This window comes from Burkholderia cepacia ATCC 25416, assembly GCF_001411495.1.
In the GTDB taxonomy this organism is placed as follows: Bacteria; Pseudomonadota; Gammaproteobacteria; order Burkholderiales; family Burkholderiaceae; genus Burkholderia; species Burkholderia cepacia.
This window is the reverse complement of the sequence record NZ_CP012982.1, coordinates 2,949,459-2,976,257: the sequence shown is the minus strand read 5'-3', so window position 1 is coordinate 2,976,257 and position 26,799 is coordinate 2,949,459. Positions and strand designations below refer to the sequence as shown.

Genomic DNA, 26,799 nt, shown 5'->3' with positions numbered 1-26,799 from the left:
TCAGCCGCGAACGTCGGCAGGGGCGTATGCGTCGTCACCGTCCGCCGTGACGCCACACGCCGCGGCGGTTGCACTGGGCACCGACGCCGGGCGGATCATCTCGTCGCCATTGGCCGGCACGGGCCGCCGCACCGGCCGGAACACCGGCTCGCCCGGCTCGATCGGCTGCCCCGAGATCGCGCAACGGCCCGGCTGCAACGCGACGCGCAAGCGCCAGCGCTGTTCGCCGTAATGGCAACGGCCGCTCTCGACCCAGCGAACCAGCAACGCGTCGTCGCCGGCCTCCAGCACCGTGACGAACAGTTGCGGGCGCAACGGCGAGACGGCCGCAGCGGCATGCTCGGGAGCAGGCGCTCCGCCGAGCGTCGCGAGCGGACGCGCGGCGCCGCCGCGCGGCGGCATCGCATCGTGTTCGACCCGTGCCGGCGCATCGCACGGCACGTCTTCTTCGCAAATCAGGCTATCCATGGTGTTGAGCATGCTTGACGGATTTCCGTGCAGGTTGAACGGCGCCGCGCTCAGCGCCGGCCCATCGGTTCGCGCAGCAGCGACAGGCCGATCGCCGCGCCGGTGACGGCGGCCGCGAGCATCAGTCCGATGCCGCCCGACCAGCCGAATGCACCGACGATCGAGCCGATCGCCAGCGGCCCGATCACCTGTCCGAGATAGTTGCCCTGCACGACCCAGCCGATGCTCAGCGGCGCCAGCGACGGCGTCGGCGCGGAGCCCGGCGCGCACGCGAGGATCGTCGCCGGCAGCATCCCCGCGATCGCCGAGAACGCGAAACCCAGCGCGACCGCGAGCGGTGCCGGCGTGGCCGCGCTGAAGAGCCCCGCGCCCGCCGCGCCGATCGCGACCGACGTCGCAGCCATGACGATCCCCGGCCGTGCGCCGCGCGACAGCAACCAGCCGGCCGTCAGGTTGCCGATCACGCACGCGGCGACGATCGCCGCGCTGATCAGCCCCGCCGCGCCGACCGCGACGCCGAGGCGCTGCATCAGGAAAACCGGCAGGAACGTCATCGCCGCGAAGAACTGCACGTTGTAGGTGGCGAAACCCAGCGCGAGCAGCGTGGTCGACCGCGACGCGAGCACGTCACGCAGCGCGGGCCCGATGCGCGGCGCCGCGGCCTGCCGGGCCGGCGCACCCGCGGACGTCGTGACGGGCACCGCGGCGGCCGCGGCGAGCGTCAGCGCCGAAGCCGCGAGCCAGCCGTTGCGCCAGCCGCCGAGCAGCGGCCCGACCAGCATCGACAGCGCCATGCCGGCCGGCATGAACGTGCTCCACAGCCCGAACGCGAGATTGCGCCGCTCGGGCGGCGTCACGCGATTCAGCACGGCCGGCGCGGCGACCACCACGATCACGAAACCGAGCCCCTCGGCGAAGCGCGTGGCGAGCAGCAGCGCGAAACTGCCGGCCGACGCGCCGGCGACACTCGACAGGCCGAGGATCACCAGGCCCGCGATCAGCATCCGCCGGTCGCCCCAGCGCCGTACCAGCAGGCCGGCCGCGATGCCGCCGAACACGCCGACGAACGGAAACACCGACATGATCCCGCTCAGCGAAGCGAGCGAGCCGCCGAACTCGTGCTGCAGCGACGGCAACGCGATCGTCGCCTTGCCGACGTGCAGCGCGGACACGATGCTCGCCAGCACGACGTTCGCGACGGCGGCCCGGTAGCTGCGCGACGGCAGCGTCGCGGCATCGGCCGCGACAGGCGATTCGGTCATCTCCACCTCCGTTGGAGCGGCCGCGTGCAACGGGGTGCGTCACGCGTCCGCGATCGGACTGGCGCACATGATACAAATTGAAGTTAACTTTAAGTAAAGGGGTATCGCGCGCAACGATCCGTTTCGCCGATCGCGGCAATGGGCCCGCGCGGCGGCGAGCGGCCGACTGATTTAAGCTGTCGGCTTCGCCCCGACCACGTTGCGCCCGCATGCCGACCGCCTATCCCGCTCCCGACGCCCCGCTTCCGCTCGACGCAGCCTGGTCGACCTTCCCCCGCCGCAAGGCCGCCGTGCGCATCTTCGTCGCCGGCTACTGCGCCGCACGCGACCGGCGCGATGCGCCGCTGCACGACGGCCCGGACGGCCAGGTCGTGCGGTTCGACGCCGGCATGGGGCGGCCTTTCGAGCACTTCGTGATCGAGGGCGCGCCCGCGTATGGCGACGGCCCGTTCACCGTCGGCGCGTGGATCACGCGCTACGGCGCCGCGCCGCTGCCGCCCGCACTGGAAGGCAGGACACGCCGGTTGTCGGACGAGCATTTCATGGCCGCCGATATCGACACGCTGTCCGGCGACGATGCACTCGCGCAGGCGCTCGGGTGCCACACGCCGCGCGACATCGAAACGTTCAATGCGGACGCCCCGTTCCCGCCATTCCAGCCGAATCCGGCCGCGTTCCTGTTCGCGCATCGCCTGGACGGGCAGATCGCCGCCACCGCGCGCTACGGTTTTGCGTCGGCGCACGACATCGTCGTCGACCGCGTCGCGACGGCAGATGTGTACCGCCGCCGGGGTCTCGCGATGCAGTCGCTCGCCGCGATCGTCGCGCACGCACGGCAACGCGGCGCGCAGCGCGTGTGGCTCGTGTCCACCGAGGCCGGCCTGCCGCTGTACCGCGCCGCCGGATTCACGCGGCTCGCACCGGTCGCCGTCGACGAAATCGTCGCCTGACCGCGCGTCGAACGGCGCCGCGCGTCTCGGGATTCGTCTCATTGCACTGAGACGAACGTCCCAGCGTCTCACCGGCGTGCCGTTCAGCAGTTGCAGCAAATTTCGCGCGTCTCCCCCGCCGAATCTTTTCCTGTCAACGGAACAAGCGAATGGTGCATCGCATCACGCACGTTCCGTTGAATCGCCATCCGGCGTACCCGCTCGAGCTGGCCCCGTTCCTGCATACCGGTCGATCGCGCAATCGCGCAACGGGCACACCGGCCAACCATGCCGCGTGCCCGACGACAACCTGACGGAGACAGCAACGTGAGTACACCGGCATCGACCACCGCCCCCAGCATGAAGGCCGCCGTCTGGCACGGCCGCCACGACATCCGCGTCGAACAGGTTCCCGTTCCGGCGCGCCCGCCGGCCGGCTGGGTCACGATTCGCGTGCACTGGTGCGGGATCTGCGGCTCCGACCTGCACGAATACGTCGCGGGCCCCGTCTTCATCCCGGTCGACGCGCCGCATCCGCTGACGGGCCTGAAGGGCCAGTGCATCCTCGGCCACGAGTTCAGCGGCGAGATCGCCGAGCTCGGCGCGGGCGTGACCGGCTTCGCGGTCGGCGACCGCGTGACGGCCGACGCATGCCAGCATTGCGGCACCTGCTGGTATTGCCGGCACGGGCTGTACAACATCTGCGAGAACCTCGCGTTCACCGGGCTGATGAACAACGGTGCGTTCGCCGAATACGTGAACGTGCCGGCCGAGTTGCTGTACAAGCTGCCCGACGGTTTCCCGACCGAGGCCGGCGCGCTGATCGAGCCGCTCGCGGTCGGGCTGCATGCGGTCAAGAAGGCCGGCAACATCGTCGGGCAGACCGTCGTCGTGGTCGGCGCGGGCACGATCGGCCTGTGCACGATCATGTGCGCGAAGGCCGCGGGCGCCGGGCGCGTGATCGCGCTGGAGATGTCGGCCGCGCGCAAGCAGAAGGCGCTTGAGGTCGGCGCGAGCGTCGTCATCGATCCGAAGAGGTCCGACGCGATCGCCGAAGTCAAGGCGCTGACCGACGGCTACGGCGCCGACGTGTCGTTCGAGTGCATCGGGCACACGGCCACGGCGAAGCTCGCGATCGACGTGATCCGCAAGGCCGGCAAGTCGGTGATGGTCGGCATCTTCGAGGAGCCGGCACCGTTCAACTTCTTCGACATCGTGTCGACCGAAAAGGAAGTGATCGGCTCGCTCGCGTACAACGGCGAGTTCGCGGACGTGATCCGCTTCATCGCGGACGGCCGCATCGACGTGCAGCCGCTCATCACCGGGCGCATCGCGCTCGGCGACATCGTCTCGCACGGCTTCGAGGAACTGGTCAATCACAAGGACCGTAACGTGAAGATCATCGTTCGGCCCGCCGTCGCCTGACCGCTCGCGCGGCCGCGGCACCGATTCGCGCCGCGGCACGCCTGCTGCAGCATCGTCCTGAAGCGTCGCCCGTACACGGGCGGCGCACCTGCCTGCCATTCCCGTCCAGCCCCCTCCTTGCCGCCGTCGTCCGAAGCGGACCTGATGCCGCATCTCACGACAGACGCGCGGATCAAGAATATTCGTAATCCAAACCATCTGCCGTAGCGCGCCGCGGGTTCGATACGCGATCAGGGTTTCTCCGGATCAAGCGCGATTCGCCCGATGTCGACAGGGCACTGATGCAAGGCGATCCTGTGCAACGCGAGATCCGGCCTCCCGGCCGGGATCGCGGCCGCCCCGTGAAGGCGGCCGCCCCCCACAAAACCTTACGGCGTCACGGCGCCGACAGGCCGAGAATACGGGCCCACCCGGGACAGCTTGCAAACATGGTGTGTCATGAATCGTTCATTCTCGTTTAGCCGGGAACACGCATACAACATTCGATCGCTGACGATCCTGCAGAAGACGCATATCGGCTTCGCGCTCGTCACCACGCTGCTGGCCTTGCTCTGCGGCACGATCATCTGGGGGAGTTTCCGGCAATACCGGCAGGAAAACGCCGACCTGCAGAGCTTCGAATTCGTCCGCGGCGCGATGAGCGCCGCCAACGTGATCTCGGCCGAACGCGGCCCGACGAACGACCTGCTGGTGCGCCTGCAGGACGACGGCGCCGCCGAGATCCGCAACCTGCTCGCCGCGCGCGCGCGTTCCGACAACGCGCTCGACCGTTTTCGCGCCGGCATCGCGCAGGCAGCCGTGCTCGACGACCGCGAACGCGGCAACCTGCTGCATGCACTCGACTCCGTCCGGATGACGCTTGCCGATGCGCGTGCCGAAGTCGATGCGCTCGACGCGCGGCCGCTCGCGTCACGCACCGTTCACGATATCCAGCACGCGCAAGCGCGCCTGTTCCGGATCGTCGACACGCTGTCGCTGCTGATCGACGGCGCGATGACCGACACGGCGATGCGCGATCCGCGCACGTCCGGTGCGATCCTGCTCGCGCGGCTCCTCGGCGATCTCCGGGAATACGCGGGGCGCACGGGTTCGCTGCTGATCGCGCCGATGTTCGCGCGGCAGGCGCTCGATCGCGCGCAGCTCGCGGACATCATGCGGATGCGCGGTCGCATCGAGCAATTGCGCGCGCTGATCGACGGCGCGATCGGCACGCAGCTCGACGACCCCGACGTCGCACGCGAATATGCGCAGCTCAACGCGGCCTTCGACGCGCACATCCTGCCGCTCGTCGACGCGACCGTCGCCGGCGGCCGTGACGGCGCGTATGCCATGAGCGCCGCCGATTTTTCCCGCGCGATCGTGCCGCATTTCCGGCCGAGCGAGCTGCTGCGCGACCGCGTGATCGACCTTGCCCGGCATCGCGCGATCGGCGACCGGAACGCCGCCCGGATCAGGGTCGGGGTGTCGGCGTTCGCCACGACGCTGTGCATCGCGATCCTGGCCTCGCTCGCGCGCGGCATGCAGCGGCTGCTGTCGAAGCCGCTCGATGTGCTCGGCCGCCGGATCGTCGCGCTCAGCGAAGGCGATACGTCGCACGTCGCGATGCCGCGCGGCGTCGGGCCCGAGATCGTGCAGATCCACGCGTCGCTGGAAACGTTGCGCAACGCGACCATCCGCCGCGACATGCTCGAGCGCCAGCGCAACGACATGCTGACGCTGTTTTCGCACGACATGCGCGCCCCGCTGACGTCGCTGATCATCCTGATCGACACGCAGGCGCAGCGGGCGGGCGACGCGCAGATGAAGCAGCAGTTCGCGAGAATCGCCAGGCTGGCGCGGCACACGCTGGCGATGGCCGACGGTTTCGCGCAGCTGTCGCGTGCGGAGGCGAGCGAATACGAACGCGTGCCGGTCAACCTCGCCGACCTGATGAACGAGGCACGCGATGCGGTGTGGCCGCTCGCGCACCGGAAATCCATGTCGATCGACGACGTGCCGCGGCGCGACGACACGATCGTGCCGGGCGACCCGGCGCTGCTGTCGCGCGCGCTGATCAACCTGCTGGACAACGCCGTCAAGTACAGCGCGCCGCTGACGAGCGTCGAATGCAAGGTCGAGCCGGGCGCCGACGGCAAGACCGTGCGCTGCACGATCCGCGACAGCGGGTGCGGAATCAGCAGCGCGGACCAGACGCGGCTGTTCGAGCGCTACCGGCGCTTCCGCACCGCCGGCCAGCCGGAAACCAGCGGCGTCGGGCTCGGCATGGCGTTCGTCAAGGCCGTCGTCGAACGGCACGGAGGCCACATCCACGTGCACAGCGTCGTGCTGCAGGGCACCACCATCACGATCACGCTGCCGGCCGCGGCGGCGCCATGACGATGGTGCCGGCGGTGCCGGCGGAAAGCGGCCGAAGCCGTGCCGCAGCCCCGCGCGATTCTTCGATATACTGGACCGAACCCTTTTCGGGGCAACCGGTGGCCACCACACCCATTGCGCGTTCGCCCCAACCTGCGTGGAATTGCTCACCGTGAAACCGCGAGCCGGACTGATTCTCGAACTCTTCGTCAACCTGGTGCTGCCCTGGGTTGCCTACCGGGCCGCGCAGCCGTATTTCGGCGAAACCGGCGCGCTGTACGCGTCGGCGGTCCCGCCGGTCATCTGGTCGATCGTCGAATTCATTCGCTCACGCCGCGTCGATGCGGTGGCGGCCATCGTGCTGCTCGGCATCGCGCTGTCGATCATCGGGATGGCGTTCGGCGGCAGCGCACGCACGCTGCTGATGCGCGAATCGCTCGCGTCGGGCACGATCGGCGTCGTGTTCCTGCTGTCGCTGTTCCGCGAACGCCCGCTGATCTTCTATCTCGCGCGCGCCACCATCGCCCGCGAGATGGATGGCGGTGCCGCGCATTTCGAAGCGGTCTGGAACGCGCAGCCGGGGCTGCGGCAGATGCTCCGGCGCATGACCTTCGTCTGGGGCGGGTTCATGACGCTGGAAATGCTGCTGCGCTGCTGGATGGTCGTGACCTGGCCGGTCGAACGCGTGCTGGTCGTGTCGCCGATCATCGGCTATACCGTGTTCGGCTGTCTGCTGACGTGGACGTTCTGGTACCGGCGGCGGATGCGCGTGCGCAACAGCGTCCACATCCCGGGCCGCGACGGCGTCACCGAAACCGCCGGCCGCTGACGGCTCCCGGCCGGCATGACCGGAAGGCTGCTGTATGATGCGCGGCGTCTCGTCCGACGAATGCCGCTCCTGTCATGTCCCTCTCGCTCCTTCCATCCGCCACGATCTGGCTCGCCCTGTTCGCGGCCGCCGCGTTTGCGTGGCATCGCCCGCAGCACGGGCTGAGCGTCGGCCTTGCCGCGCTCGCTTATGCGTGCGCGCTGGCGTTCGGCAAGCTCGCGCCGCTCGCGCTGGCGCCGCTCGCGTTGCTGGCCGCGGCCGCCTGGGGCGTGATGCCCGGGCGCCCGCGCGCGGTGCGCATCGCCGCGCACGCCGTCTTCGCCGCACTCGCGGTCGCGCTCAGCCTGCACCTGCTTCCCGGCTTCCACAATCCCCTCGTGATCGCCCCGACGCGCTTCACGCCGGATGCCGTCCCGTTCACGATGTACCTGAACCTGGACAAGCCGCTCGTCGGCCTGTGGCTGGTGTGGGTGCTGCCGTGGGTCGCCCCGGACGTCCCGCTGTCGCGCGCGCTGCGCACCGGCGCGGTGGCGGCCGTCGCCACGGCGGCCGCGTGCCTGGCCGGCGCGCTCGCGTTCGGCATGGTCGGCTGGGCGCCCAAGTGGCCGGCGTCGGGCTGGCTGTGGCTCGTCAATAACCTGCTGCTCGTGACGCTCGCCGAGGAGGCGCTGTTCCGCGGCTACGTGCAGGGCGGGCTGACGCGCGCGTTCGGTGCGTTCGCGTGGGGGCCATGGGCCGCGCTGGCGATCGGCGCGGTGCTGTTCGGCGCCGCGCACGCGGCCGGCGGCTGGTCATGGATCGTGCTCGGCACGGTGGCCGGCGTCGGCTACGGCCTCGCATGGCGGCGCGGCGGACTGCTCGCGTCCGCGCTCGCGCATGCGGGGCTCAACGTCGTCCACTTCGGACTGTTCACCTACCCGATGCTCGCCGCCGCGCGCTGACGGCCGCGCGGCGCCGCTCAGTCGAACCCGGCGACCGCGTGCGGCACGTACGGGCGCTCGAGCGTGGCGATCTCGTCGTCGGTCAGCTTCAGCTCGAGCGCGGCCAGTGCGTCGTCCAGTTGCCGCGGCTTCGAAATACCGACGATCGGCGCGGTGACCCCGGCCTTCTGCGCGACCCACGCGAGTGCCACCTGCGCACGCGGCACGTTTCGTGCGGCCGCGATCGTCGCGACGGCGTCGACGACCGCCCTGTCCGACTCCGCCGTCGCGTCGTAAAGCCGCTGGCCGACCGCGTCGCTCTGCTGCCGCTCGGTCGACTCGTCCCAGTTGCGCGTCAGGCGGCCGCGCGCGAGCGGGCTCCATGGAATCACCGCGATCCCCTCGTCTGCGCACAGCGGCAGCATTTCCCGCTCTTCTTCCCGATACAGCAGGTTCAGGTGGTTCTGCATGCTGACGAAGCGGGTCCAGCCGTGCTGCTTCGACGTATGCAGCGCCTTCGCGAATTGCCACGCGGACATCGACGACGCGCCGATATAGCGCGCCTTGCCGGCCTTCACGACGTCGTGCAGCGCCTCGAGCGTCTCCTCGATCGGCGTGCCGTAATCCCAGCGGTGAATCTGGTAGAGATCGACGTAATCGGTGCCGAGCCGCTTCAGGCTCTGGTCGATGTCGGTCATGATCGCCTTGCGCGACAACCCCGCGCCGTTCGGCCCCGGCCGCATCCGGTAGAACACCTTGGTCGCGATCACGATCTCGTCGCGTTTCGCGAAATCGCGCAGCGCGCGGCCGACGATCTCCTCCGACGTGCCGTCCGAATAGATGTTCGCGGTATCGAAGAAGTTGATGCCGGCTTCGACCGCCCGCTGGATGATCGGGCGGCTCTCCGCTTCCGGCAGCGTCCACGGGTGCGAGCCGCGCGACGGTTCGCCGAACGTCATGCAACCCAGCACCAGGCTGGACACTTCCAGCCCTGTCGATCCGAATTTCACGTATTCCATTGCACGCCTCGCGATTGAAGTTGAGCTGACGGCCGGATGCGCGCCGCGCATCGGCCGGACCGTCGCATGGTATCCCGGGCGGCAAAAAGACGTGCGGCGTCGCCGCATCGGACGAAGGGGCGTTCGCCGGCGCGAGGTCGCGAGGTCGCGAGGCCGCGCAGGGCGCCGGCTGCGCGGGACGTGCGCTGCGGCGCGGGCTGCTTACTTGGCCTGGTCGGCGATTGGCTGCAGGAACGCGGAAAAGCCGGTCAGCATGATCTGCACGCCGATGCACAGCAGCAGGAACGCCGACACGCGCTTCGCGACCTTCGTGCCTTCGCTGCCGAGGTAGCGCGACAGCAGCGCGGAGCGGCTGTAGACCTGCCAGATCACGACCGCGACCAGCACGGACACGGCGATCGACACGATGCTCGACAGCATGAACTCCGACAGCTTGTGCGTGCGGTTCGCGTTCAGCGCGATCGCGGTCGCGATCGAGCCGGGGCCGACCGTCAGCGGCACGGTCAGCGGGAAGAACGCGCGCGTCATGATCGCGTTCGCGTCGATCGGCTTGACCGGCGTGTCGCCGCCGCCCGGCCCGTCGGGTTCGTTCAGCATCTGCCAGCCGGCCACGGCAACCGCGAAGCCGCCGCCGATCCGCAGCGCTTCCATCGAAATCCCGAAGAAATGCAGCACCGGCGTGCCGGCGAAAAACGCGACCAGCAGCACGATGAACGAGTTGAACGCGACCTTCCGGGCGAGCAGGTCCCGCTCGTGTTCGGTGAGCGCCTCGGTCCGTTCGAGAAACAGGAACGCGATGCCGATCGGGTTGATGATGCCGATCAGGCCGGTGAAGCCGAACAGGATCTCGGAGATAAGGCGGTTGACGATCATCGGATGAAGAATCGGTCGGGGCTGGGCCGGCGGGGCGCCGGGGGTCACGCATTGTAGAGCAAGCGCCCGCGGCGCAAAATGCGGGCTCGCCCGTTGCGCCGTCGATCGTCTCCGCTTGCGCTTATTCGGCGCCCGCCTCCCATGCCGGCGGCCGCTTCGCGAAGAACGCGGCGAAGCCTTCCTTCGCTTCCGGCGTCGCCCGCACGCGGGAGATCGTCTGCGCGGTGAACGCCGCGCGCTCGTCGGACGACGGATACTCGCCGATCGTGTCGAAGAAGCGCTTGATCTCCATCAGCGCGTTCGGGCCGTTCCGGCCGAGTTCGGCGAGCGTCCGGTCGAGCGCTTCGTCGAGCGACTCGAGCGGCACGGCCTGGTGGATCAGGCCGATCGCGACCGCCTCGCCGGCGGCGAGCTGCGTCGCGGTGAGCGCGAGCCGCCGCGCCTGGCGCTGACCGACCGCCTCGACCAGATACGGCCCGATCACGGCCGGCAGGATCCCGAAGCGTGCCTCGCTGACCGAGAAGCGTGCGTGATCGCTCGCAATCACGATGTCGCACGCCGCGCACAGGCCGACGCCGCCGCCGAACGCGTGACCTTGCACGCGCGCCACCGTCGGCTTCGGGCATTGCCGGATCGCGCGCATCATCGCGGCGAACCGCTCCGCATCGCGCAGGTTCGCGGCCGCGTCGTTCGCGCTCGCGCGCTGCATCCACTGCAGGTCGGCGCCGGCGCAGAACGCGCGGCCGTCCGAACGCAGCACGATCGCGCGCACGTCGTCGCGTGAGCCGAGCGTGGTGAACGCGCCGGTCAGTTCGGCGATCATCGTCTCGTCGAACGCGTTGAGCACGTCGCCGCGCTGCAACGCGACGGTTGCGATGCCGCGCGCATCGACCGTGACGGCCAGGGTATTCAATCCATCCATCGAACAGGTTTCCTCGGGTAGAACGGCAAACATCGGAATTACGCGGCCTGGCGGCGGTCGATCACGCGCCGGGCCTTGCCGGTCGCGGTCGCGGGAATGCCGCCCGCCGCCAGCACCGTCACGCCGGACGACACGCCGACCATCGTCTTGATCCGGTGCTGCAGCTCGCGCGCGAGCGCCGCGCGATCGCTTTCGGTGACGGACGCGGCCGCTTCGGAGCGCAGTTCGACCGCGAGGTCGAGCCGGTCCATGTGACCGTCGCGCGACAGCGTGATCTGGAACTGGCCCGACAGCTGCGGCAGCGCGACGACGATCTCCTCGATCTGGCTCGGGAACACGTTCACGCCGCGCACGATCAGCATGTCGTCGGAGCGGCCGGTGATCTTCGCGAGCCGGCGCATCGCGCGCGCGGTCGGCGGCAGCAGCGCGGTGAGGTCGCGCGTGCGGTAGCGGATCACCGGCATCGCTTCCTTCGTCAGCGACGTGAACACGAGCTCGCCCTGGCTGCCGTCGGGCAGCACTTCGCCCGTGACGGGATCGATGATCTCCGGATAGAAATGGTCTTCCCAGATTACCGGGCCGTCCTTCGTCTCGACGCATTCGCACGCAACGCCCGGCCCCATCACTTCCGACAGCCCGTAGATGTCCAGCGCGTCGATGCCCACGCGCGTCTCCACTTCCTCGCGCAGCGCCTGCGTCCACGGCTCGGCGCCGAAGATGCCGATCTTCAGCGACGACTCGGCCGGGTCCATCCCCTGTCGCACCATCTCGTCGATCAGGTTCAGCATGTACGACGGCGTGACGAGGATGATCTTCGGCTCGAAATCGCGGATCAGTTGCACCTGCTTCTCGGTCTGCCCGCCCGACATCGGCACGACCATGCAGCCGAGCCGTTCCGCACCATAGTGAATCCCGAGGCCGCCCGTGAAGAGGCCATAGCCGAACGCGTTGTGCAGCGTGTCGCCCGGGCGGCCGCCGGCCGCGCGGATCGAGCGCGCGGTCACGTTCGCCCAGGTATCGATGTCGCGCGCGGTGTAGCCGACCACCGTCGGCTTGCCCGTCGTGCCGCTCGACGCGTGCACGCGCACGACCTGCTCGCGCGGCACCGCGAACAGCCCGAACGGATAGTTGTCGCGCAAATCGTTCTTGGTCGAGAACGGGAATTTCGCGAGATCGGCGAGCGACTTCAGGTCGTCCGGGTGCACGCCGGCCGCATCGAACGTGCGGCGATAGTGCGGGACGTTGTCGTATGCGTGGCGCAGCGACCACTTCATGCGCTCGAGCTGCAGTGCCTGCAGTTCGTCGCGGCTGGCGGTCTCGATCGGCTCGAGGGCGGCGGCGGGATGCGTCGGGTGGGTCATCGGGGTGCTCCTCCAATGGAGTGATGTCGTTATCGTGTTCGAGGTGACGAAGCCGGCGTTACGACCGGAACGTGCGGCCGGCCGCATGCAGTGCGGCGATGCGCGGCGACACGCGATAGCGGTCCTCGCCGTAGCTCGCCGCCAGGTTCGACAGCACGCGAAACACGCGGCCGATGCCGATCGCATCGGCCCACGCGAGCGGGCCGCACGGGTAGTTCACGCCCTTCTCCATCGCGAGATCGAGATCGGCGGGCGAGCACACGCCCTGGTTCACCGTGTCGGCCGCCTCGTTCGCGAGCATCGCGACGGTGCGCATCGCGACCATGCCCGGCACGTCGGCGATGCCGACGACGCGAAAACCCGCCTGCTGGAACAGGCCGACCGCGTCCGCATAGGCCGCGTCGCTGCACTGGAGCGCACGCGTCAGCGCGACGAGCCCGGCCTGCGTGTAATCGCGCGCCAGGTCGACCAGCACGAGATCGGCCACGCCCGTCTGCGCGGCGCGCGCGGTCGCGGTGCGGCCGTCGGTCAGCGCGATCGACGCGCGGCCGGCCGTCGCGAGCAGGTCGTCGGCATGCGCGCCGGCCTGCCGGGCGCCCGCGATGCGTTCGGTGAAGCGCGTATGCAGCGCGGCTGCCGGGCCGTCCTGCGCAAACAGTGCGACGTCGGCCGGCGCGGCGCGCGGGGCTTCGAGATCGGGCGCGGGCGGCGTCGCGCCGTCCGTATACGAATAGAAACCGCGCCCCGACTTGCGCCCGAGGAAACCCGCGTTCACGAGTTCCTGCTGGATCAGAGACGGCGTGTAGCGCGGGTCGTTGAAGTACGCGCGGAACACCGATTCGGTCACCGCGAAGTTCACGTCGTGGCCGATCAGGTCCATCAGCTCGAACGGCCCCATCCGGAAGCCGCCGGCCTCGCGCATCACCGCGTCGATCGACGCCGGCGCACCACCCTGTTCGTTCAGCACGCGCAGCGCCTCCGCGTAATACGGCCGTGCGACGCGGTTCACGATGAAGCCCGGCGTCGATTTGGCCATCACGGGCTGCTTGCCCCACGCGGCGGCGGTCGCAACCAGCACCTGTGCGACTTCGGGCGCGGTCGCGAGCCCGCTGACCACCTCGACGAGCGCCATCAGCGGTGCCGGGTTGAAGAAATGCAGGCCGGCGACGCGCTGCGGCGCGCGCAGCCCGGCCGCGATCGACGTGATCGAGATCGACGACGTGTTGGTCGCCAGCAGGCACGCGTCGTCGACATGGCGCTCGAGCGTCGCGAAGATCTCGCGCTTCACGTCGAGCCGCTCGGCGGCCGCCTCGACGATCAGCGCTGCACCTGCGAAATCGGCCAGCGCACGCACCGCGCGGAGCCGGCTGCCTGCCGCATCAGCCTGTGCCGGTTCGAGCCGGCCCTTCTCCGCGAGCCGCGCGAACTGCGCGCGGATGCCGGCCAGCGCCTTGTCGCAAGCGGCTTCGTTCAGGTCGTACAGCAGCACCGTATGGCCGGCCGCCGCCGCGACCTGCGCAATGCCCGCGCCCATCGCGCCGGCACCGATCACGCCGACGACTGCCGACGGCGCCAGCGCGCCCGGGTTCACCGAATGTGCAGAAGAAACAGCCATCGCTTGCGATCCGTCATGAAGTGGAAGTGCGAGCGATTATAAACCGACCGGTCGGTAGATTTATGTCAGGGCGTGCCCGAATTTGTCGTGCAAGAGACCGTTACGGAAACTGCAAAGACAAAAAATTCGAACGTTCGGGGCACTTTTTGCAAACCGAAAGGTCAATGAAAGCGTTCGAATATGAGATAGCGACCCCCGAACGCCTGATAAAATCCGGCAAACCACCGGATTTCAGGGGGAAACCGCGTGTCACGCCGCCACTGCCGTCCATTGCCGGCCGCCCTTCCGGGGTCGGAACCGAGCCTCCGGCACGCGCGTCGTCTCACGCGCCCGCCTCGCGGTTTGCGGCGGGCGCATCGAATCGTTTCATCCCGCGACGGGCTCCGGCCCGCCCGCGCCCCTCGCTGCCTCGCGGCGGCGAACCCAGGGCAGCACCGTTGCGTGCTGCCATCTTTCGGTTTCATCATCCTCGTTCGGCGGATAGTACGGCCGGGCTTCGTCAACCCGTGACGGCGCGTCGCGCGCCGCCACTCGCATAAGGAAACCCTCCATGCCGCTCTCGTCCAACCAACTCCCGCACTGGACCCTCGTGGCCCCGCTTGCCGCATGGCTGGTCCTCGCGCTGTCGCGCGTCGTGCCGGCCGAAGGCCTCGTCATCGCGGTGTTCGCCGCCGCACTCGCCGGCGCCGTGTTCGCCGCCGTCCACCACGCCGAAGTCGTCGCCCATCGGGTCGGCGAACCGTTCGGCACGCTCGTGCTCGCGGTCGCCGTGACCGTCATCGAAGTCGCGCTGATCGTGTCGGTAATGCTCGGCGCCGGCCCCGAGAAATCGGGCCTCGCACGCGACACCGTGTTCGCCGCCGTGATGATCATCTGCAACGGTATCGTCGGCATCTGCCTGCTGGTCGGCGCATGGAAGCACGGCGAGCAGGACTTCCAGGGGCGCGGCGCGAGCAAGGCGCTCGCGGTGCTGGCTTCCCTGTCCGTGCTGTCGCTCGTGATGCCGAACTACCTGAACGCCGCACCGGGCCCGTTCTTTTCGAAATCGCAGCTCGCGTTCGCCGGCGTGTCGTCGCTCGTGCTGTACGGCGCATTCGTGTTCGTGCAGACCGTGCGTCACCGCGACTACTTTCTCACCGCGCACGACAGCGCGAACGAATCGGTGCACGCGGCGCCGCCGAGCAGCCGCACCGCGCTGATCAGCCTGCTGCTGCTGTTCGCGAGCCTCGTCGCGGTCGTGCTGCTCGCGAAGCTGCTGTCGCCGGCCGTCGAGCATGCCGTATTGCGGCTCGGTGCGCCCGAAGCCGCGGTCGGTATCGTGATCGCCGCGCTCGTGCTGCTGCCGGAAGGGCTCGCGGCCGTCACCGCCGCACGCGCGAATCGCCTGCAGACCAGCATGAACCTTGCGCTCGGGTCGGCGCTCGCGAGTATCGGGCTCACGATCCCGACCGTCGCGGCCGTGTTCATCTGGGTCGGCCAGCCGCTCACGCTCGGCATCGGCCCGATGGAAACCGTGCTGCTGGCACTGACGCTGCTCGTCAGCACGCTGACGCTCAGCCAGGGCCGCACGACGGTGCTGCACGGCGTCGTGCACCTGTCGCTGTTCGCCGCCTACCTGTTCCTGTCGATCACCCACTGACGCCCACCTGCGCGCGGCCCGGCGAATCACCTCCGCCGGGCCGCGCGCCGTCCTTCACGTCCCTTCCTTTTCGTTCACTTCACGCCGCCGTCAGCGCACCGGAATCACGAGATGCTGGCCCGCCAGGATCAGGTTCGGGTTGGCGAGGTTGTTGCGGCGTTGAATCTCGCGATAGCGCTGGCCGCTGCCGAGCTTGCTCGCCGCGATCATGTTCAGCGTGTCGCCCGCCTTCACCACGTACGTGTGTTCGCCCGACGCGGCCGCGGTCGTCACCGCCTGGTCGCTGACGAAGTACTTGCGCAGCAGCTCGAGATACTGCGGCGACTGCTTGAGCTTCGCGATCGCGGCATTCAGGTAGATCAGCAGATCCTGGTCATCCGCGCGCACGCCGATCTTGTACGCGATGTTCGAGCCGTCGAGCTTGGTCACCGCGAATTTCAGGTCGGTGCCCTTGATCGAGCTGACCGCGAACGGATAGTCGTAGATGAACGCATCGACCGTATGGCCGTCGATGCTCTTCGCGATGAATGCCGGATCGGAATCGTCGACTTCGACGAATTTCACGTTCGGATACTGGCGCGTGACGAACGCACGCACGTCCGGGTCGCCCTTCAGGATGCCGACCGTCTTGCCCGTGAGATCGTCGGTCGAGCGGATGGCGGAGCCTTGCCGCACGATCAGCGAATAGCCGAAATCGTCGACGTACGGCACCGAATAGACGACGCCTGCCGGCGTGTTGTCCGGGAACGTCAGCCCGTCCATCGCCACGTCGACCACGTGGTTCCCCTTCGCGTCGGTATCGAGCAGTTGTTTCGGCACGCCGGGGTACGTGTCGACCTCGTGGCGCGTATCGACGACGACCGGCTTGCCGCCGTGCGAGAACGACGGGTCCGCGAACAGCAGCCGCGCGAACTCGACGTTGAAGCCGTGCGGCGAGCCCTTGTCCTCGCCGAAGAACGGTTCGCTCGGGTTCTGCACCGAGATCCGCACGATGCCGTTTTCCGCGATCGATTTCAGCGTGCTGGCCTGCGGCGTGAAGCCGGCCGGCAGCACGCTGGCCGACGGCGGCGTCTGCGCCGCCTGGCCGCTGTCGCCGTTTTGCGCGGATGTCGAGGCCGGGGCCGCGTCATGCGCGGGAATCAGCGTCGACAGGCCGCCCTGATGAACGATCCATACGCCGACGAGCACTACCAGAAACGCGATGGCGCCAAGCAGTTTTTTCATGGTTGCGTGCCTGCAGGAAGTTATTGTTGTTTCGACGGCAGTTGCGCGGGGTTCGCCGCATCGAGCCCGGGCGCGTGCGGGGCGTTCGCCACCGCCTGCTGCTGCGCCTGCTTGACCTCGGGGTTATCCATCAGCGACGTCTCCATTTCGGAGAACGCCTTGTTGACCGAGCGCATCACCGAATCGACGGCCACGTCGGTCTTGATCTGCTCGAACGTGTCGGACGCCTGCCGGCCCGCGAGCTTGTTCATCTGCTGCGCCGCCTGCGACATGTCCCACATCGCCTTCGCGCGGTCGATCGCCGACGCGAAGTTCTTCAGCTCGGCCTGCACCTGCTTGTAGCGCCCCTCGCGGAACGAGAGCAGTTGCTTCATCGTATCGAGCTGCTGCCTGAAGCGCGGCGCGTCGTCCGGATACTGCTTCTCGAACAGTTCCGTCTTGTTCTCGAAGTTCTTCACCTCGGTACGGAACGCGGTGATGCTGTCCGCGAATTTCTGTGCCGCCTGGCGCTTTTCCGCGAGCTGGTTGATCAGCGTCTCGATCGGATTCGCCTGCGCCTCCTCGACGATCATCTTCACCTTCTGGTTCGCGAACTTCATCGCGACGACCGGCGCCAAGTAGATCGCGCCGAGACCGATCACGCCCGCCGTGACCAGCGCGATCACCCCCTTCAGGATGAACAGCGCGGCCGGTGCCGCGATCGCGACGCCGGCGATGATGATCGCCCACTTGACCAGCTTGACCTTGCCACTCCCCGAACTGCCGTTTGCTTCTTCATTCGAAAGCTGCGACATGAGTTTTTCTCCTTGAACCTCGAACCGAACTGCTTGCGTGTGCTCTTTCAAGCTCAATCGAAATGCTTCGGACTTCGGTGCCGCCGGGCAGCCAGGCAAAGCCGGCGGCGCAATACAAGGACGGGCGCGACGGGCGTCACGAGACGCCGGTGTAGGCGCCGTTCAGGATGCGGTAATGAAGGATGGCGGACGGTGCCGCGATGCGGCGCGCCGGACGGGCGCCGTTCATCGTCGCGGCTCGCGCGCGAACGGGAAAGCGTACCGAGGCACGGTACGAAACGGGATGACGGATACGTGACGCGGCGGGCGTCGGGAGAAGCGTGGTTCCGGCGGGCCGACAGACGCGGGGCCGGTATTCCGGTACGAGTGCGTAAAGGCTCATCGTTGTTCTTCTGCGTATCGCGGGTGCAGGAACCGCGCGGCCGGCGCGTCCCGCTCCAAATGCACGGACGTATCCTGCGCCGACCGGCATGCAGCGTCAAGCAGTTGTCGCAGTGCAGCGAAGCGCTGCGTTCCTCCGCTGGAACACCGGCAGCGAAACGGCTTTCAGTACGGTAAGGATTCGCAGGACTGCGACCCGTCGTGCTCGGTCAGGATTGCTTGTCATCGCATGCGCCCCCTTCCGGACTGAAAGCTTGTCACATCGCCCGGGCGGATTCCCCGGCGCATCACGTCACCGCGCCGCCCTGCTCCTGCGCGAGAAACCGCTCGACCATCGCGTTGAACACCGGCAACGCAGGATTGTCGTTGTCCGTGCGCCATGCGAGATACAGCTCGGCCGCCACGTCGGTGCCCGCCAACGGCCGGAACACCACGCCGTCGACATGCAGTTCGCGCGCCGACGCCGGCACGAGTGCGGCGCCCAGGCCCGCGCGCACGAGGCCCAGGATCGTATGCGTCTGCCCGACGTAATGCAGGTAGTTCGGCAGCCGCCCCGCGTTCGCGAACAGGCCCGAGATCAGGTCGTGGAAGTATTTCCCCTCGTTCGGCGAATACGCGATGAACGGCTGCCGGTCGAGATCGTCGGGGCCGATGCGCTCGCACGCGGCGAGCGGCGCCCCCTCCGCGACCGCGACCAGCATCGGTTCGCGCTGCACGAGCCGGTATTCGAGCGGCTGGCGGGCGGCCCGCTGGCGCACGAAGCCCGCGTCGAGCATCCGTGACGCCAGCGCGTCGATCTGCACGGTCGACACCATCTCTCGCAATTCGACGTCGACGTCCGGCAGCGCGTGCGCGGCATGCGCCAGCAGCATCGGGATCATCCGGTACGCGCTGACCGCCGTGAAGCCGAGCGTGATGCGGCCGGCGCCGCCGTGCGCGACGCGCTGCGCGGCCTGCTCGGCCCGTGCGGAGAATTCGAGAATGTGCCGCGCGTCGCGCAGGAACCGCTCGCCGGCCGCGGTCAGGCTGACCTGCCGGCTGCTGCGTTCGAGCAGCGCGATGCCGAGCGCATGCTCGAGCAGCTGGATCTGCCGGCTGAGCGGCGGCTGGGTCATGAAGAGCCGCCGGGCCGCGCGACCGAAATGCAGCTCCTCGGCGACCGCGACGAAGCAGCGAAGCTGGTGCAGTTCAATCATGCAATTCTTGAATCGATCGATAGTCTCTGGACGTTAGACCGATATCGATACGATTTCCATACTCGATTGCACCCGATGCACGGCCCGGGCCTAGCAGGACGTCAAGCTCGCTTGCGGCCGCCGGGCGACTGTTCGGTGGTCAGCCGGTCGAGTTCGCGCAGGTCGTCCTCCAGCGCGGGCGTGAGCGTCGTGCGCAGGTGGTCGAGGAACGTGCGGATCTTCGCATCGAGATAACGACGCGTCGCGTAGACGGCATACACGCTCACCGTCTGCAGCCGATACTCGGGCAGCACGCGGATCAGCCGCCCTTCGCGGATGTCGTCGAGCACCGTATACAGCGCGACGCACGCGATCCCGCGCCCGGCGCGCACCGCGACACACAGCGCGTCCGGCACGTTGACCTGGAACGGCGCGGGCTGCAGCTCGTAGATGGCCTCCTCGCCATCGCTGCGCTCGAGCCGCCATTCGCCGGCCGGCGATGCGGGCGTGTCGAGGCGCAGGCACACGTGGTTCGGCAATTCGTCGGGCGTCTGCGGCGTGCCGTGGCGCGCCAGGTATTCGCGCGACGCGACGAGCACGCTGCAGCTCGTGCCGCAGGTCTGCGCGACGTAGCCCGAATCGGGCAGTTGCGACGCCGTCACGATCGATACGTCATAACCCTCCTCGACGAGATTCGGCATCCGCTGCGCGAGCGTCAGCTCGACCGACACGTCGGGGTTGTCCTCCTGGTAGCGGACGATCGACGACACGACATGACTCTGCCCGAGCCCCGTCATCGCGTGGATGCGCATCTTGCCGCTCGGCCGCAGCAGTGCGTTGCGCGCCTCCGCGTTCGCGTAGTCGATTTCCGCGAGGATCGATTTCGCGCGCTCGAAATAGCGTTCGCCGCTTTCGGTGAGGCCGAGGTGGCGCGTCGTGCGATGCAGCAGGCGCGTCTGTACGTGCGCTTCGAGGTTCGAAACCGCGCGCGACACCTGCGCGGTGGTCGCGTCGATTTCCTTCGCGACCGCAGTAAAACTGCCGGCTTCGACAACGCGCACGAACAGGCGCATGTTTTCGAGCATGTCCATTGAATTAGCTTGGGGAGAGTCAGTGGGGAGGCGTCGGCAGCGCTCGCGTCAGGTGGGGAACGGAACGCAGCCGCGAACCACGTCGAATCGATCACCGTGCCGGGAGAAAGGCGGGAGAGCGGGCATCGCGTACGTGGTTCTGGCATGAAGGGGGGATTCAGTGGCCCGAATTGTACGCCGCTACAGACAAATTTGCGCTATTGCCACGACCATAAACTTTCATCGGATGAAAGGTTTTTGCAAGACATGCGTGTCGCGCACATGCACCGCCTTGATGCGGCGCGACAATTTATATCACAACACGATATAATTCGCGGCTCGTCGCCGCGCGCGCCCGCGCTGTCATCTTTACCGCTTACCGTCCATGTCGTCAGGCTCCCCTTCGTCGCGCCGCACGTTGCGGCAATGGCTGCACAGCTTCATTCCCCAGCCGATGTCGCTGGGCTGGCGCGAGCGCCTGCGTTCGTGCACGGGCGCGCTCGTCGGCATCGCGACAGTCGGCGTGACCATGCGCGTGCTGCCTGGCGTACCGGGCCTCGTGCCGCTGCTCGTCGCGCCGATGGGCGCGTCGGCCGTGCTGCTGTTCGCGGTGCCGGCGAGTCCGCTCGCGCAGCCGTGGTCGATCATCGGCGGCAATCTGGTCGCGGCGACGGTCGGTGTCGCCTGCGCACAATGGATCGCCGATCCGATCACGGCCGCCGCGGTCGCGATCGCGTGCGCGATCGGCGGCATGTTCGCGCTGCGCTGCGTGCACCCGCCGTCGGGCGCCGTCGCACTCACGGCCGTGGTCGGCGGCCCCGCGATCCATTCGCTCGGGTTCAGCTTCGTGCTGGAGCCGATCGCGCTGCAATCGGCCATCCTGCTGTCCGCCGCACTCGCCTATCACACGCTGACCGGGCACCGCTACCCGCACGGCGGCGTGCGCCCCGAAGCGAAACCGCAAGCGGGCGCCGCCGCACCGGCGCGCGGCCGCTTCACACGCGGCGACCTCGACGCGGTGCTCAAGCGCCGCAGCGAATGGCTCGACGTCGATCCGGACGACCTGGAAGCGCTGCTGCGCGAAACCGAGATGCAGGCCTACACACGCACGTTCGGCCAACTCTTGTGCGCCGACCTGATGACGAAGGATGCGATCGAAGTCGCGCCGTCGACATCGGTAATGACCGCGCTCACGCTGCTCGACCGCCATCGCGTGAAGGCGCTGCCCGTCGTCGACGGCGAAGGCCGCCTGACCGGCATCGTCACGCGCGCCGACCTCACGCGCCCGCTGCGCCGCCCGACCCCGTGGTGGCAACGCCTGTCCGCGCGGCTGCCGCAATCGTTCGGCGGCCAGCCGGCGAGCGTCGCCTCGGTGATGACACGCGACGTCGCGTGCGTGCCGGAAACGATGCCGATCACCGCGCTCGTCCCGCTGTTGACGCATTCGGGCCACCACCACATTCCGGTCGTCGATGAATCGCACCGGCTCGTCGGGATCATTACCCAGACGGATCTCGTCACGGGCCTTTATCGGCAGACGCAAATGCTCGAGGCTGCCTGACGTATGCCGCGCTCGTAACGCCATGTAGCGGCCGGTGCAACGCGGAGTGCATCCTATCCGCACGAATTCGGCCATTTATATCATGTTGTGATATATTTCACGCTACCGTAACCGACTGATCGACCGCCTCCGATGAACGATACCCGACGCGCGCTGACGAAAAGCGATTTCCAGCAACTGTCCGAGTTCCGCTACCAGATGCGCCGCTTCGAGCGCTTCTCCGAGCGCGCCGCGCAAAGCGAGGGCGTGACGCCGCTGCAATACCTGCTGTTGCTGCACATCAAGGGCTACCCGCATCGCGAATGGGCGACCATCGGCGAACTCGCGGAACGCCTGCAGGCGCAGCATCACGGAGTCGTCGCGCTGGTCACGCGCTGCGAAGCGCTCGGCCTCGTGAAGCGCAAGACGAGCGAAGCGGATCGCCGGCAGGTCGAGGTTCATCTCGAGCCGGCCGGCGAGACGCTGCTCGCCCGCCTCGCGGCCATGCATCGCGCCGAGCTGAAGTCGCTCAAGGACGCGTTCCAGGTTCCGCAGATCGATTACTGACCCATGCTTTTTCCACGCCGATGAATGCACCACACAAACGCGATTTCTCGACCAACGAACGCCTGCCCGGGATCGCGTTGCTTGCCGCCGGGATCGGCCTGCTCGGCACGCTTGCCGCGTTCGTGCTGTTGAGCCTGATCCATCTGTTCACGAACCTGTTCTTCTTTCAGCAGTTCTCGTTCGTCGACCGCTCGCCCGCGAACAACACGCTCGGCGCGTGGGTGATCGTGGTGCCGGTGATCGGCGGGCTGATCGTGGGGTTGATGGCGCGCTTCGGTTCGGAAAAGATCCGCGGCCACGGCATTCCTGAGGCGATCGAGGCGATCCTGTTCGGCAAGAGCCGCATGTCGCCGAAGGTCGCGATCCTCAAGCCGCTGTCGTCCGGCGTCGTGATCGGCAGCGGCGGCCCGTTCGGCGCCGAAGGCCCGATCATCATGACGGGCGGCGCGCTCGGCTCGCTGATCGCGCAGTGCGTGCACGTCACTGCCGCCGAGCGCAAGACGCTGCTCGTCGCCGGCGCGGCCGCCGGCATGACGGCCGTGTTCGGCACGCCGGTCGCCGCCGTGCTGCTCGCGGTCGAACTGCTGCTGTTCGAATGGCGTCCGCGCAGTTTCCTGCCGGTCGCACTGGCATGCGCGGTGGCGGGTTTCGCCCGCGCCGTGTTCTTCGGCGTCGATCCGCTGTTTCCGCTGACGACGGCCGCGCCGACGCCCGTCGCGCTGCTGTCGTGCATCGTCGCGGGCCTGCTGTCGGGCTTGCTCGCATGCGGGCTGTCGGCCGCGCTGTACCGCGTCGAGGACACCTTCGCGAAGCTGCCGGTGCACTGGATGTGGTGGCCCGCGCTCGGCGCGATCGTGATCGGCATCGGCGGCTGGCTCGAACCGCGCGCGCTCGGCGTCGGCTACGACGTGATCGGCGACCTGCTGCACCAGCACATCGCCTTGAAGATCGCGCTCGCGCTGCTGCTAGTGAAAGCCGTGACGTGGGTGATCGCGCTCGGCTCGGGCACGTCGGGCGGCGTGCTCGCTCCGCTGCTGATGCTCGGCGCCGGCCTCGGCACCGTGCTGTCGCCGATGTTGCCGGGCGGCGACCCGACACTGTGGCCGCTCGTGTGCATGGCCGCGACCCTCGGCGCAACGCTCGGCGCCCCGCTCACCGCGATCGTGTTCGCGTTCGGCCTCACGCATGACGCGAACGCGCTGCTGCCGCTGCTCGCGGCGACGCTCGTCGCGCACGGCTTCGCAACCATCGTGATGAAACGCTCGATCATGACGGAAAAGATCGCACGCCGCGGCTATCACATCTATCGCGAATACGGCGTCGATCCGCTCGAGCGGCACGACATCGGCGAAGTGATGACGTCCGCCGACCTGCTCGTCACGATCGACGGCGCGGCGACGCTCGATGCCGTCGAGTCGCAGTACTTCGGCGCGAAGCAGAAGCACCGTGCGTACCCGGTCGTGCAGAACGGGCGCCTGCTCGGTCTCGTCGATCGCGCGACGCTCGATGCGCAGCGCGCACAGGCTGCACCCGACACGCCGATCTCGCGCGCGTTCGCCAATCGTGCGCCGGCGGTTGCCCAAGCGCACGAATCGTGCCGCGTCGTCGCATCGCGACTCGCGATGCTCGGGCTCGAGCGCCTGCCCGTCGTCGCCGACGAGCAATCGATGCGCATCACGGGCATCGTATCGCGCAGCGACCTCATCAAGCCCGCGTTGCAGCACTTCGACGACGAACAGAAACGCGAACGCTTCCGCCCGATCGTCCCGGCCAACCTGCGCGACATCGGCACGCGCAAGGCCGGCTGATCCACCGCGCCGCGCGGCACCCTCGCCGCGCACAACCCGCTCTCGTCACCTCTGCGCACGACGCGGCACGCCCGTCGCGTGCCGCCTCGCATTCCGTCGCTTTCAGGGCAATCGCATGAAGGGGCGTTAACAATCAAGGAGTTACGCGCGGGGTTGTAAACCGAGGCGAATCAAGCGTTTACTACTATCTTTTGCGGAGGCATCGGATGGAGGAAACGCAAGCCTTGAGCATCGAAGACGCGTTCGGCGAGTTACGCGATCCGCGCAGCCGAACGCCTGCGCACGACCTGTCAGAGATGCTGGTGGTGGCGCTGTGCGCGATTCTCTCGGGAGCGGATAGCTGGGTAGCCATTCAGATCTGGGGTGAAGAGAAACTGGAGTGGCTACGCGGCTACGTGCCGCTGCGCAACGGCATCCCGTCCCACGACACGTTTGGACGGGTGTTCGCGGCCCTGAACCCACGTCAGTTCGAGGCGTGCTTCACGCGCTGGATGAGCGGTGCGTTTCCAACCTTGTCCGGCGAGGTCATCGCGATCGACGGCAAGACGGTGCGTGGCTCGCATCGCAATGGGGAGCGTGCCATCCACCTTGTTTCGGCCTTTGGAAGCGGCCTGGGCGTTGTACTGGGGCAGGTGCGCACGGCCGACAAGAGTAACGAGATCACGGCGATTCCGGAACTGCTCGATGCACTACTGCTCAAGGGTGCAATCGTAACGATCGACGCCATGGGCTGCCAGCAGGCGATTGCTCGCCAACTCGTCACGAGCGGAGCCGACTACGTGCTGGCGGTCAAGGAAAACCAGCCGACGCTGCTGGTGGAAGTTCGCACCACGCTCGAAGCCATCGACCGTCTTGCATCCGATGACCGATGGGACTGTTCGAGTGAATATCGGGAGGTCGAGAAGGACCACGGCCGGATCGAAACACGTCGTTGCCTGGTCAGTGATGTGATGAACACATGGCGCGCGGCCGCGCTCTGGCCGGGCATGCGCTCGATCGCTATGGTCGAGGCCACGCGTGAGATCGGCGAGACGGTGTCGGTCGAGCGCCGATATTACGTGAGCAGCCTGCCCGCCGATGCAACGCGCATTGCACACGCCGTACGCTCGCACTGGCGGATCGAGAACTCGATGCACTGGGTGCTCGACGTGGCGTTCGGCGAAGATCAATGCAGGGTGCGGGTCGAACATGCGGCGCAGAACTTTGCAATTCTGCGCCGCATTACGATGAACCTGCTGCGCAAGGACACGCAAACCAAGGCGGGCCTCAAGATCCGCCGGCTCAAGGCCGCCACCAGCGACAACTATCGCGCTCAACTCCTTGGCTGGTAAGCCCCTTCATGCGATTGCCCTGCCGTCGCTTTCCCTGTTTAAAGTTGGTTAACAATTCGACGGCCGAAAGTTTGTCATCATGGTGCTCATGCGACGGGGCCATCAATCAGCCATTCCACTGCGCGATCAAATAAAGAGTTGCGGCACGGCATGCACATGCATGCCGCTCGCCGCGACCATCACTTCACCACATGACCGGGCAGCGCGCGGACCACGTCGCGCATGACGTCGAACCGCACACGATGCATGCCGTGCCGCAGCAAAGTGCACAGCATCGGAGTCGCCATTTGGCAAGCGCGTTAACAACTTGTTTCGGAATAGCCGGAACCGTGCTTGTTCGATGCGATCTCACTTGCACGCAGTCCTGCTGCGCATCCCACTCAATCAATCACGACTCGAGGGAGATAACGTGAACGCGAAATACTTACCGCTCATCGCATTGACCGTGGCATTTTCTGCTCATGCAGCCGATTCTGCCCTCCAAAACGTGGGACAAAGCCAGAAACCCGCCGATCAGGTCGCGCAATGCATCGCCAAGACCTGGGCCGACAAGTCGCAGCAACAAGTGACGTCGCAGTATGAACTCGCGAACGGCCTCGCCATGGCCGTGTATGCGCCGGGTCAGCAGCCGCCGAACGGCGCCGCGGCCGTCGTGCGCCCGGCCAACGCCGCGAATGCAAAGACGTGGGTCGGTTTCCGCGGCGGCGACGCATCGTCGGCCGGCGACATCAACGCCTGCCTGTAAGAGAACAGGCGCTCCGGATGGCCTTGCGCCATCCGCTTGTGACGAGCCCCGCTTCGGCGGGGCTTTTCTTTTGCTGCGCGCGTCTTACAGGTAGCTGCAGACGTAATCGAGCGTCTCGAGCACTTCGATGTCGAAACGGCTCTTGCCCGGCACCGAGAACGATTCGCCGGCGCCGTAGGTCTGCCATTCGCTGCTGCCGTCGAGCTTCACGCGGCACTTGCCGGCCTGCACTTCCATCAATTCGGGCGCATCGGTGCCGAAGTTGAGCGCGCACGGCAGGATCACGCCGAGCGTCTTGCGCGTGCCGTCCGGGAAGAGCACGGTATGCGACACGCACTTGCCGTCGAAATAGACGTTCGCGCGCTTGACGACCGATACGTTGTCGAATTGGGTTGCACTGGTCATGAAATGCCTCTGATTGCTGGATGCCGGATGGCGATGTGGTTGGAGGCCGGCCGGAGCGGCGGGCCGGCCGCTATGATACCGGCTCGCGCGGCAGACGCCGCAATGACGTGCCCGCTGCGCAAGCCAGGTGCCCGCCGGGCGA

At 67.7% G+C, this 26,799-nt stretch carries 24 protein-coding genes; 11 read left to right on the top strand and 13 right to left on the bottom strand.

What is annotated here, in order from left to right:
* Both APZ15_RS30505 and APZ15_RS30500 read right to left on the bottom strand, forming a co-directional pair.
* Window positions 1–480 carry a DUF3331 domain-containing protein gene (locus tag APZ15_RS30505; RefSeq protein ID WP_027791825.1) on the bottom strand — a complete coding sequence of 160 codons (480 nt, stop codon included), beginning with the start codon at window positions 478–480 and terminating at the stop codon, window positions 1–3.
* Between the two features lie 38 nt (window positions 481–518).
* The gene (locus APZ15_RS30500; RefSeq protein ID WP_027791826.1) at window positions 519–1,730 is read right to left on the bottom strand and encodes an MFS transporter; all 1,212 of its coding nucleotides are present in this window, start codon (window positions 1,728–1,730) and stop codon (window positions 519–521) included.
* A gap of 209 nt (window positions 1,731–1,939) precedes the next feature.
* Here APZ15_RS30500 and APZ15_RS30495 point away from each other — a divergent pair, with 209 nt between their 5' ends.
* The 5 genes from APZ15_RS30495 to APZ15_RS30475 all read left to right on the top strand — a co-directional run bounded on the left by APZ15_RS30495 (window position 1,940) and on the right by APZ15_RS30475 (window position 8,209).
* Complete coding sequence (locus APZ15_RS30495; RefSeq protein WP_027791827.1) at window positions 1,940–2,680, top strand: GNAT family N-acetyltransferase; 741 nt, start codon at window positions 1,940–1,942, stop codon at window positions 2,678–2,680.
* A 339-nt stretch (window positions 2,681–3,019) separates the two neighbouring features.
* Window positions 3,020–4,084, top strand: a complete 1,065-nt coding sequence (locus APZ15_RS30490) for a 2,3-butanediol dehydrogenase (RefSeq protein ID WP_027791828.1) — start codon at window positions 3,020–3,022, stop codon at window positions 4,082–4,084.
* A gap of 438 nt (window positions 4,085–4,522) precedes the next feature.
* A complete protein-coding gene (locus tag APZ15_RS30485) occupies window positions 4,523–6,460 on the top strand; it encodes a sensor histidine kinase (RefSeq protein WP_027791829.1) in 1,938 nt (645 codons plus the stop codon).
* Window positions 6,461–6,611: 151 nt separating this feature from the next.
* Complete coding sequence (locus APZ15_RS30480; RefSeq protein WP_027791830.1) at window positions 6,612–7,268, top strand: VC0807 family protein; 657 nt, start codon at window positions 6,612–6,614, stop codon at window positions 7,266–7,268.
* A 74-nt stretch (window positions 7,269–7,342) separates the two neighbouring features.
* Window positions 7,343–8,209: a CPBP family intramembrane glutamic endopeptidase gene (locus APZ15_RS30475; RefSeq protein ID WP_027791831.1), complete on the top strand. Its 867-nt coding sequence runs from the start codon at window positions 7,343–7,345 to the stop codon at window positions 8,207–8,209.
* 17 nt (window positions 8,210–8,226) lie between these two features.
* Here APZ15_RS30475 and APZ15_RS30470 read toward each other — a convergent pair whose 3' ends face one another.
* The 5 genes from APZ15_RS30470 to APZ15_RS30450 form a co-directional block, all read right to left on the bottom strand.
* A complete protein-coding gene (locus APZ15_RS30470; RefSeq protein ID WP_027791832.1) occupies window positions 8,227–9,207 on the bottom strand; it encodes an aldo/keto reductase in 981 nt (326 codons plus the stop codon).
* Between the two features lie 201 nt (window positions 9,208–9,408).
* A complete protein-coding gene (locus APZ15_RS30465) occupies window positions 9,409–10,080 on the bottom strand; it encodes a MarC family protein (protein WP_021162011.1) in 672 nt (223 codons plus the stop codon).
* Window positions 10,081–10,201: 121 nt separating this feature from the next.
* Window positions 10,202–11,002: an enoyl-CoA hydratase-related protein gene (locus tag APZ15_RS30460; protein WP_027791833.1), complete on the bottom strand. Its 801-nt coding sequence runs from the start codon at window positions 11,000–11,002 to the stop codon at window positions 10,202–10,204.
* A gap of 38 nt (window positions 11,003–11,040) precedes the next feature.
* Entirely contained in the window at window positions 11,041–12,363 is a 1,323-nt protein-coding gene (gene paaK / locus APZ15_RS30455; RefSeq protein WP_027791834.1) for a phenylacetate--CoA ligase PaaK, read from the bottom strand.
* A 58-nt stretch (window positions 12,364–12,421) separates the two neighbouring features.
* Window positions 12,422–13,978 (bottom strand): 3-hydroxyacyl-CoA dehydrogenase, encoded by a 1,557-nt coding sequence (locus tag APZ15_RS30450; RefSeq protein WP_027791835.1) that lies wholly within the window; start codon window positions 13,976–13,978, stop codon window positions 12,422–12,424.
* Window positions 13,979–14,528: 550 nt separating this feature from the next.
* Between APZ15_RS30450 and APZ15_RS30445 the strand changes: the two genes are divergently transcribed.
* Window positions 14,529–15,617, top strand: a complete 1,089-nt coding sequence (locus APZ15_RS30445) for a calcium:cation antiporter (RefSeq protein ID WP_027791836.1) — start codon at window positions 14,529–14,531, stop codon at window positions 15,615–15,617.
* A gap of 90 nt (window positions 15,618–15,707) precedes the next feature.
* Here APZ15_RS30445 and APZ15_RS30440 read toward each other — a convergent pair whose 3' ends face one another.
* The 5 genes from APZ15_RS30440 to APZ15_RS30425 form a co-directional block, all read right to left on the bottom strand.
* A complete protein-coding gene (locus tag APZ15_RS30440) occupies window positions 15,708–16,841 on the bottom strand; it encodes a transporter substrate-binding and LysM peptidoglycan-binding domain-containing protein (protein ID WP_027791837.1) in 1,134 nt (377 codons plus the stop codon).
* Window positions 16,842–16,861: 20 nt separating this feature from the next.
* Complete coding sequence (locus tag APZ15_RS30435) at window positions 16,862–17,635, bottom strand: hypothetical protein (RefSeq protein ID WP_027791838.1); 774 nt, start codon at window positions 17,633–17,635, stop codon at window positions 16,862–16,864.
* Window positions 17,636–17,771: 136 nt separating this feature from the next.
* Complete coding sequence (locus APZ15_RS41345) at window positions 17,772–18,017, bottom strand: hypothetical protein (RefSeq protein WP_124839794.1); 246 nt, start codon at window positions 18,015–18,017, stop codon at window positions 17,772–17,774.
* A 286-nt stretch (window positions 18,018–18,303) separates the two neighbouring features.
* On the bottom strand, window positions 18,304–19,212 hold the full coding sequence (locus APZ15_RS30430) for a LysR family transcriptional regulator (RefSeq protein ID WP_027791839.1): 909 nt from the start codon (window positions 19,210–19,212) through the stop codon (window positions 18,304–18,306).
* A 101-nt stretch (window positions 19,213–19,313) separates the two neighbouring features.
* A complete protein-coding gene (locus APZ15_RS30425; protein ID WP_027791840.1) occupies window positions 19,314–20,282 on the bottom strand; it encodes a LysR family transcriptional regulator in 969 nt (322 codons plus the stop codon).
* A 364-nt stretch (window positions 20,283–20,646) separates the two neighbouring features.
* Between APZ15_RS30425 and APZ15_RS30420 the strand changes: the two genes are divergently transcribed.
* The 5 genes from APZ15_RS30420 (at window position 20,647) to APZ15_RS30400 (ending at window position 26,252) form a co-directional block, all read left to right on the top strand.
* On the top strand, window positions 20,647–21,822 hold the full coding sequence (locus APZ15_RS30420; RefSeq protein WP_027791841.1) for an HPP family protein: 1,176 nt from the start codon (window positions 20,647–20,649) through the stop codon (window positions 21,820–21,822).
* 132 nt (window positions 21,823–21,954) lie between these two features.
* Window positions 21,955–22,368, top strand: a complete 414-nt coding sequence (locus APZ15_RS30415; protein WP_027791842.1) for a MarR family winged helix-turn-helix transcriptional regulator — start codon at window positions 21,955–21,957, stop codon at window positions 22,366–22,368.
* A gap of 20 nt (window positions 22,369–22,388) precedes the next feature.
* Window positions 22,389–24,176 carry a chloride channel protein gene (locus tag APZ15_RS30410; protein ID WP_027791843.1) on the top strand — a complete coding sequence of 596 codons (1,788 nt, stop codon included), beginning with the start codon at window positions 22,389–22,391 and terminating at the stop codon, window positions 24,174–24,176.
* A gap of 206 nt (window positions 24,177–24,382) precedes the next feature.
* Window positions 24,383–25,507, top strand: a complete 1,125-nt coding sequence (locus tag APZ15_RS30405; RefSeq protein ID WP_049098614.1) for an ISAs1 family transposase — start codon at window positions 24,383–24,385, stop codon at window positions 25,505–25,507.
* Between the two features lie 409 nt (window positions 25,508–25,916).
* Window positions 25,917–26,252: a hypothetical protein gene (locus APZ15_RS30400; protein WP_021162025.1), complete on the top strand. Its 336-nt coding sequence runs from the start codon at window positions 25,917–25,919 to the stop codon at window positions 26,250–26,252.
* A gap of 84 nt (window positions 26,253–26,336) precedes the next feature.
* Here the strand turns inward: APZ15_RS30400 and ppnP are convergent, their stop codons facing one another.
* Window positions 26,337–26,657 (bottom strand): pyrimidine/purine nucleoside phosphorylase, encoded by a 321-nt coding sequence (gene ppnP, locus APZ15_RS30395; protein ID WP_006478890.1) that lies wholly within the window; start codon window positions 26,655–26,657, stop codon window positions 26,337–26,339.
* Window positions 26,658–26,799: the final 142 nt, after the last annotated feature.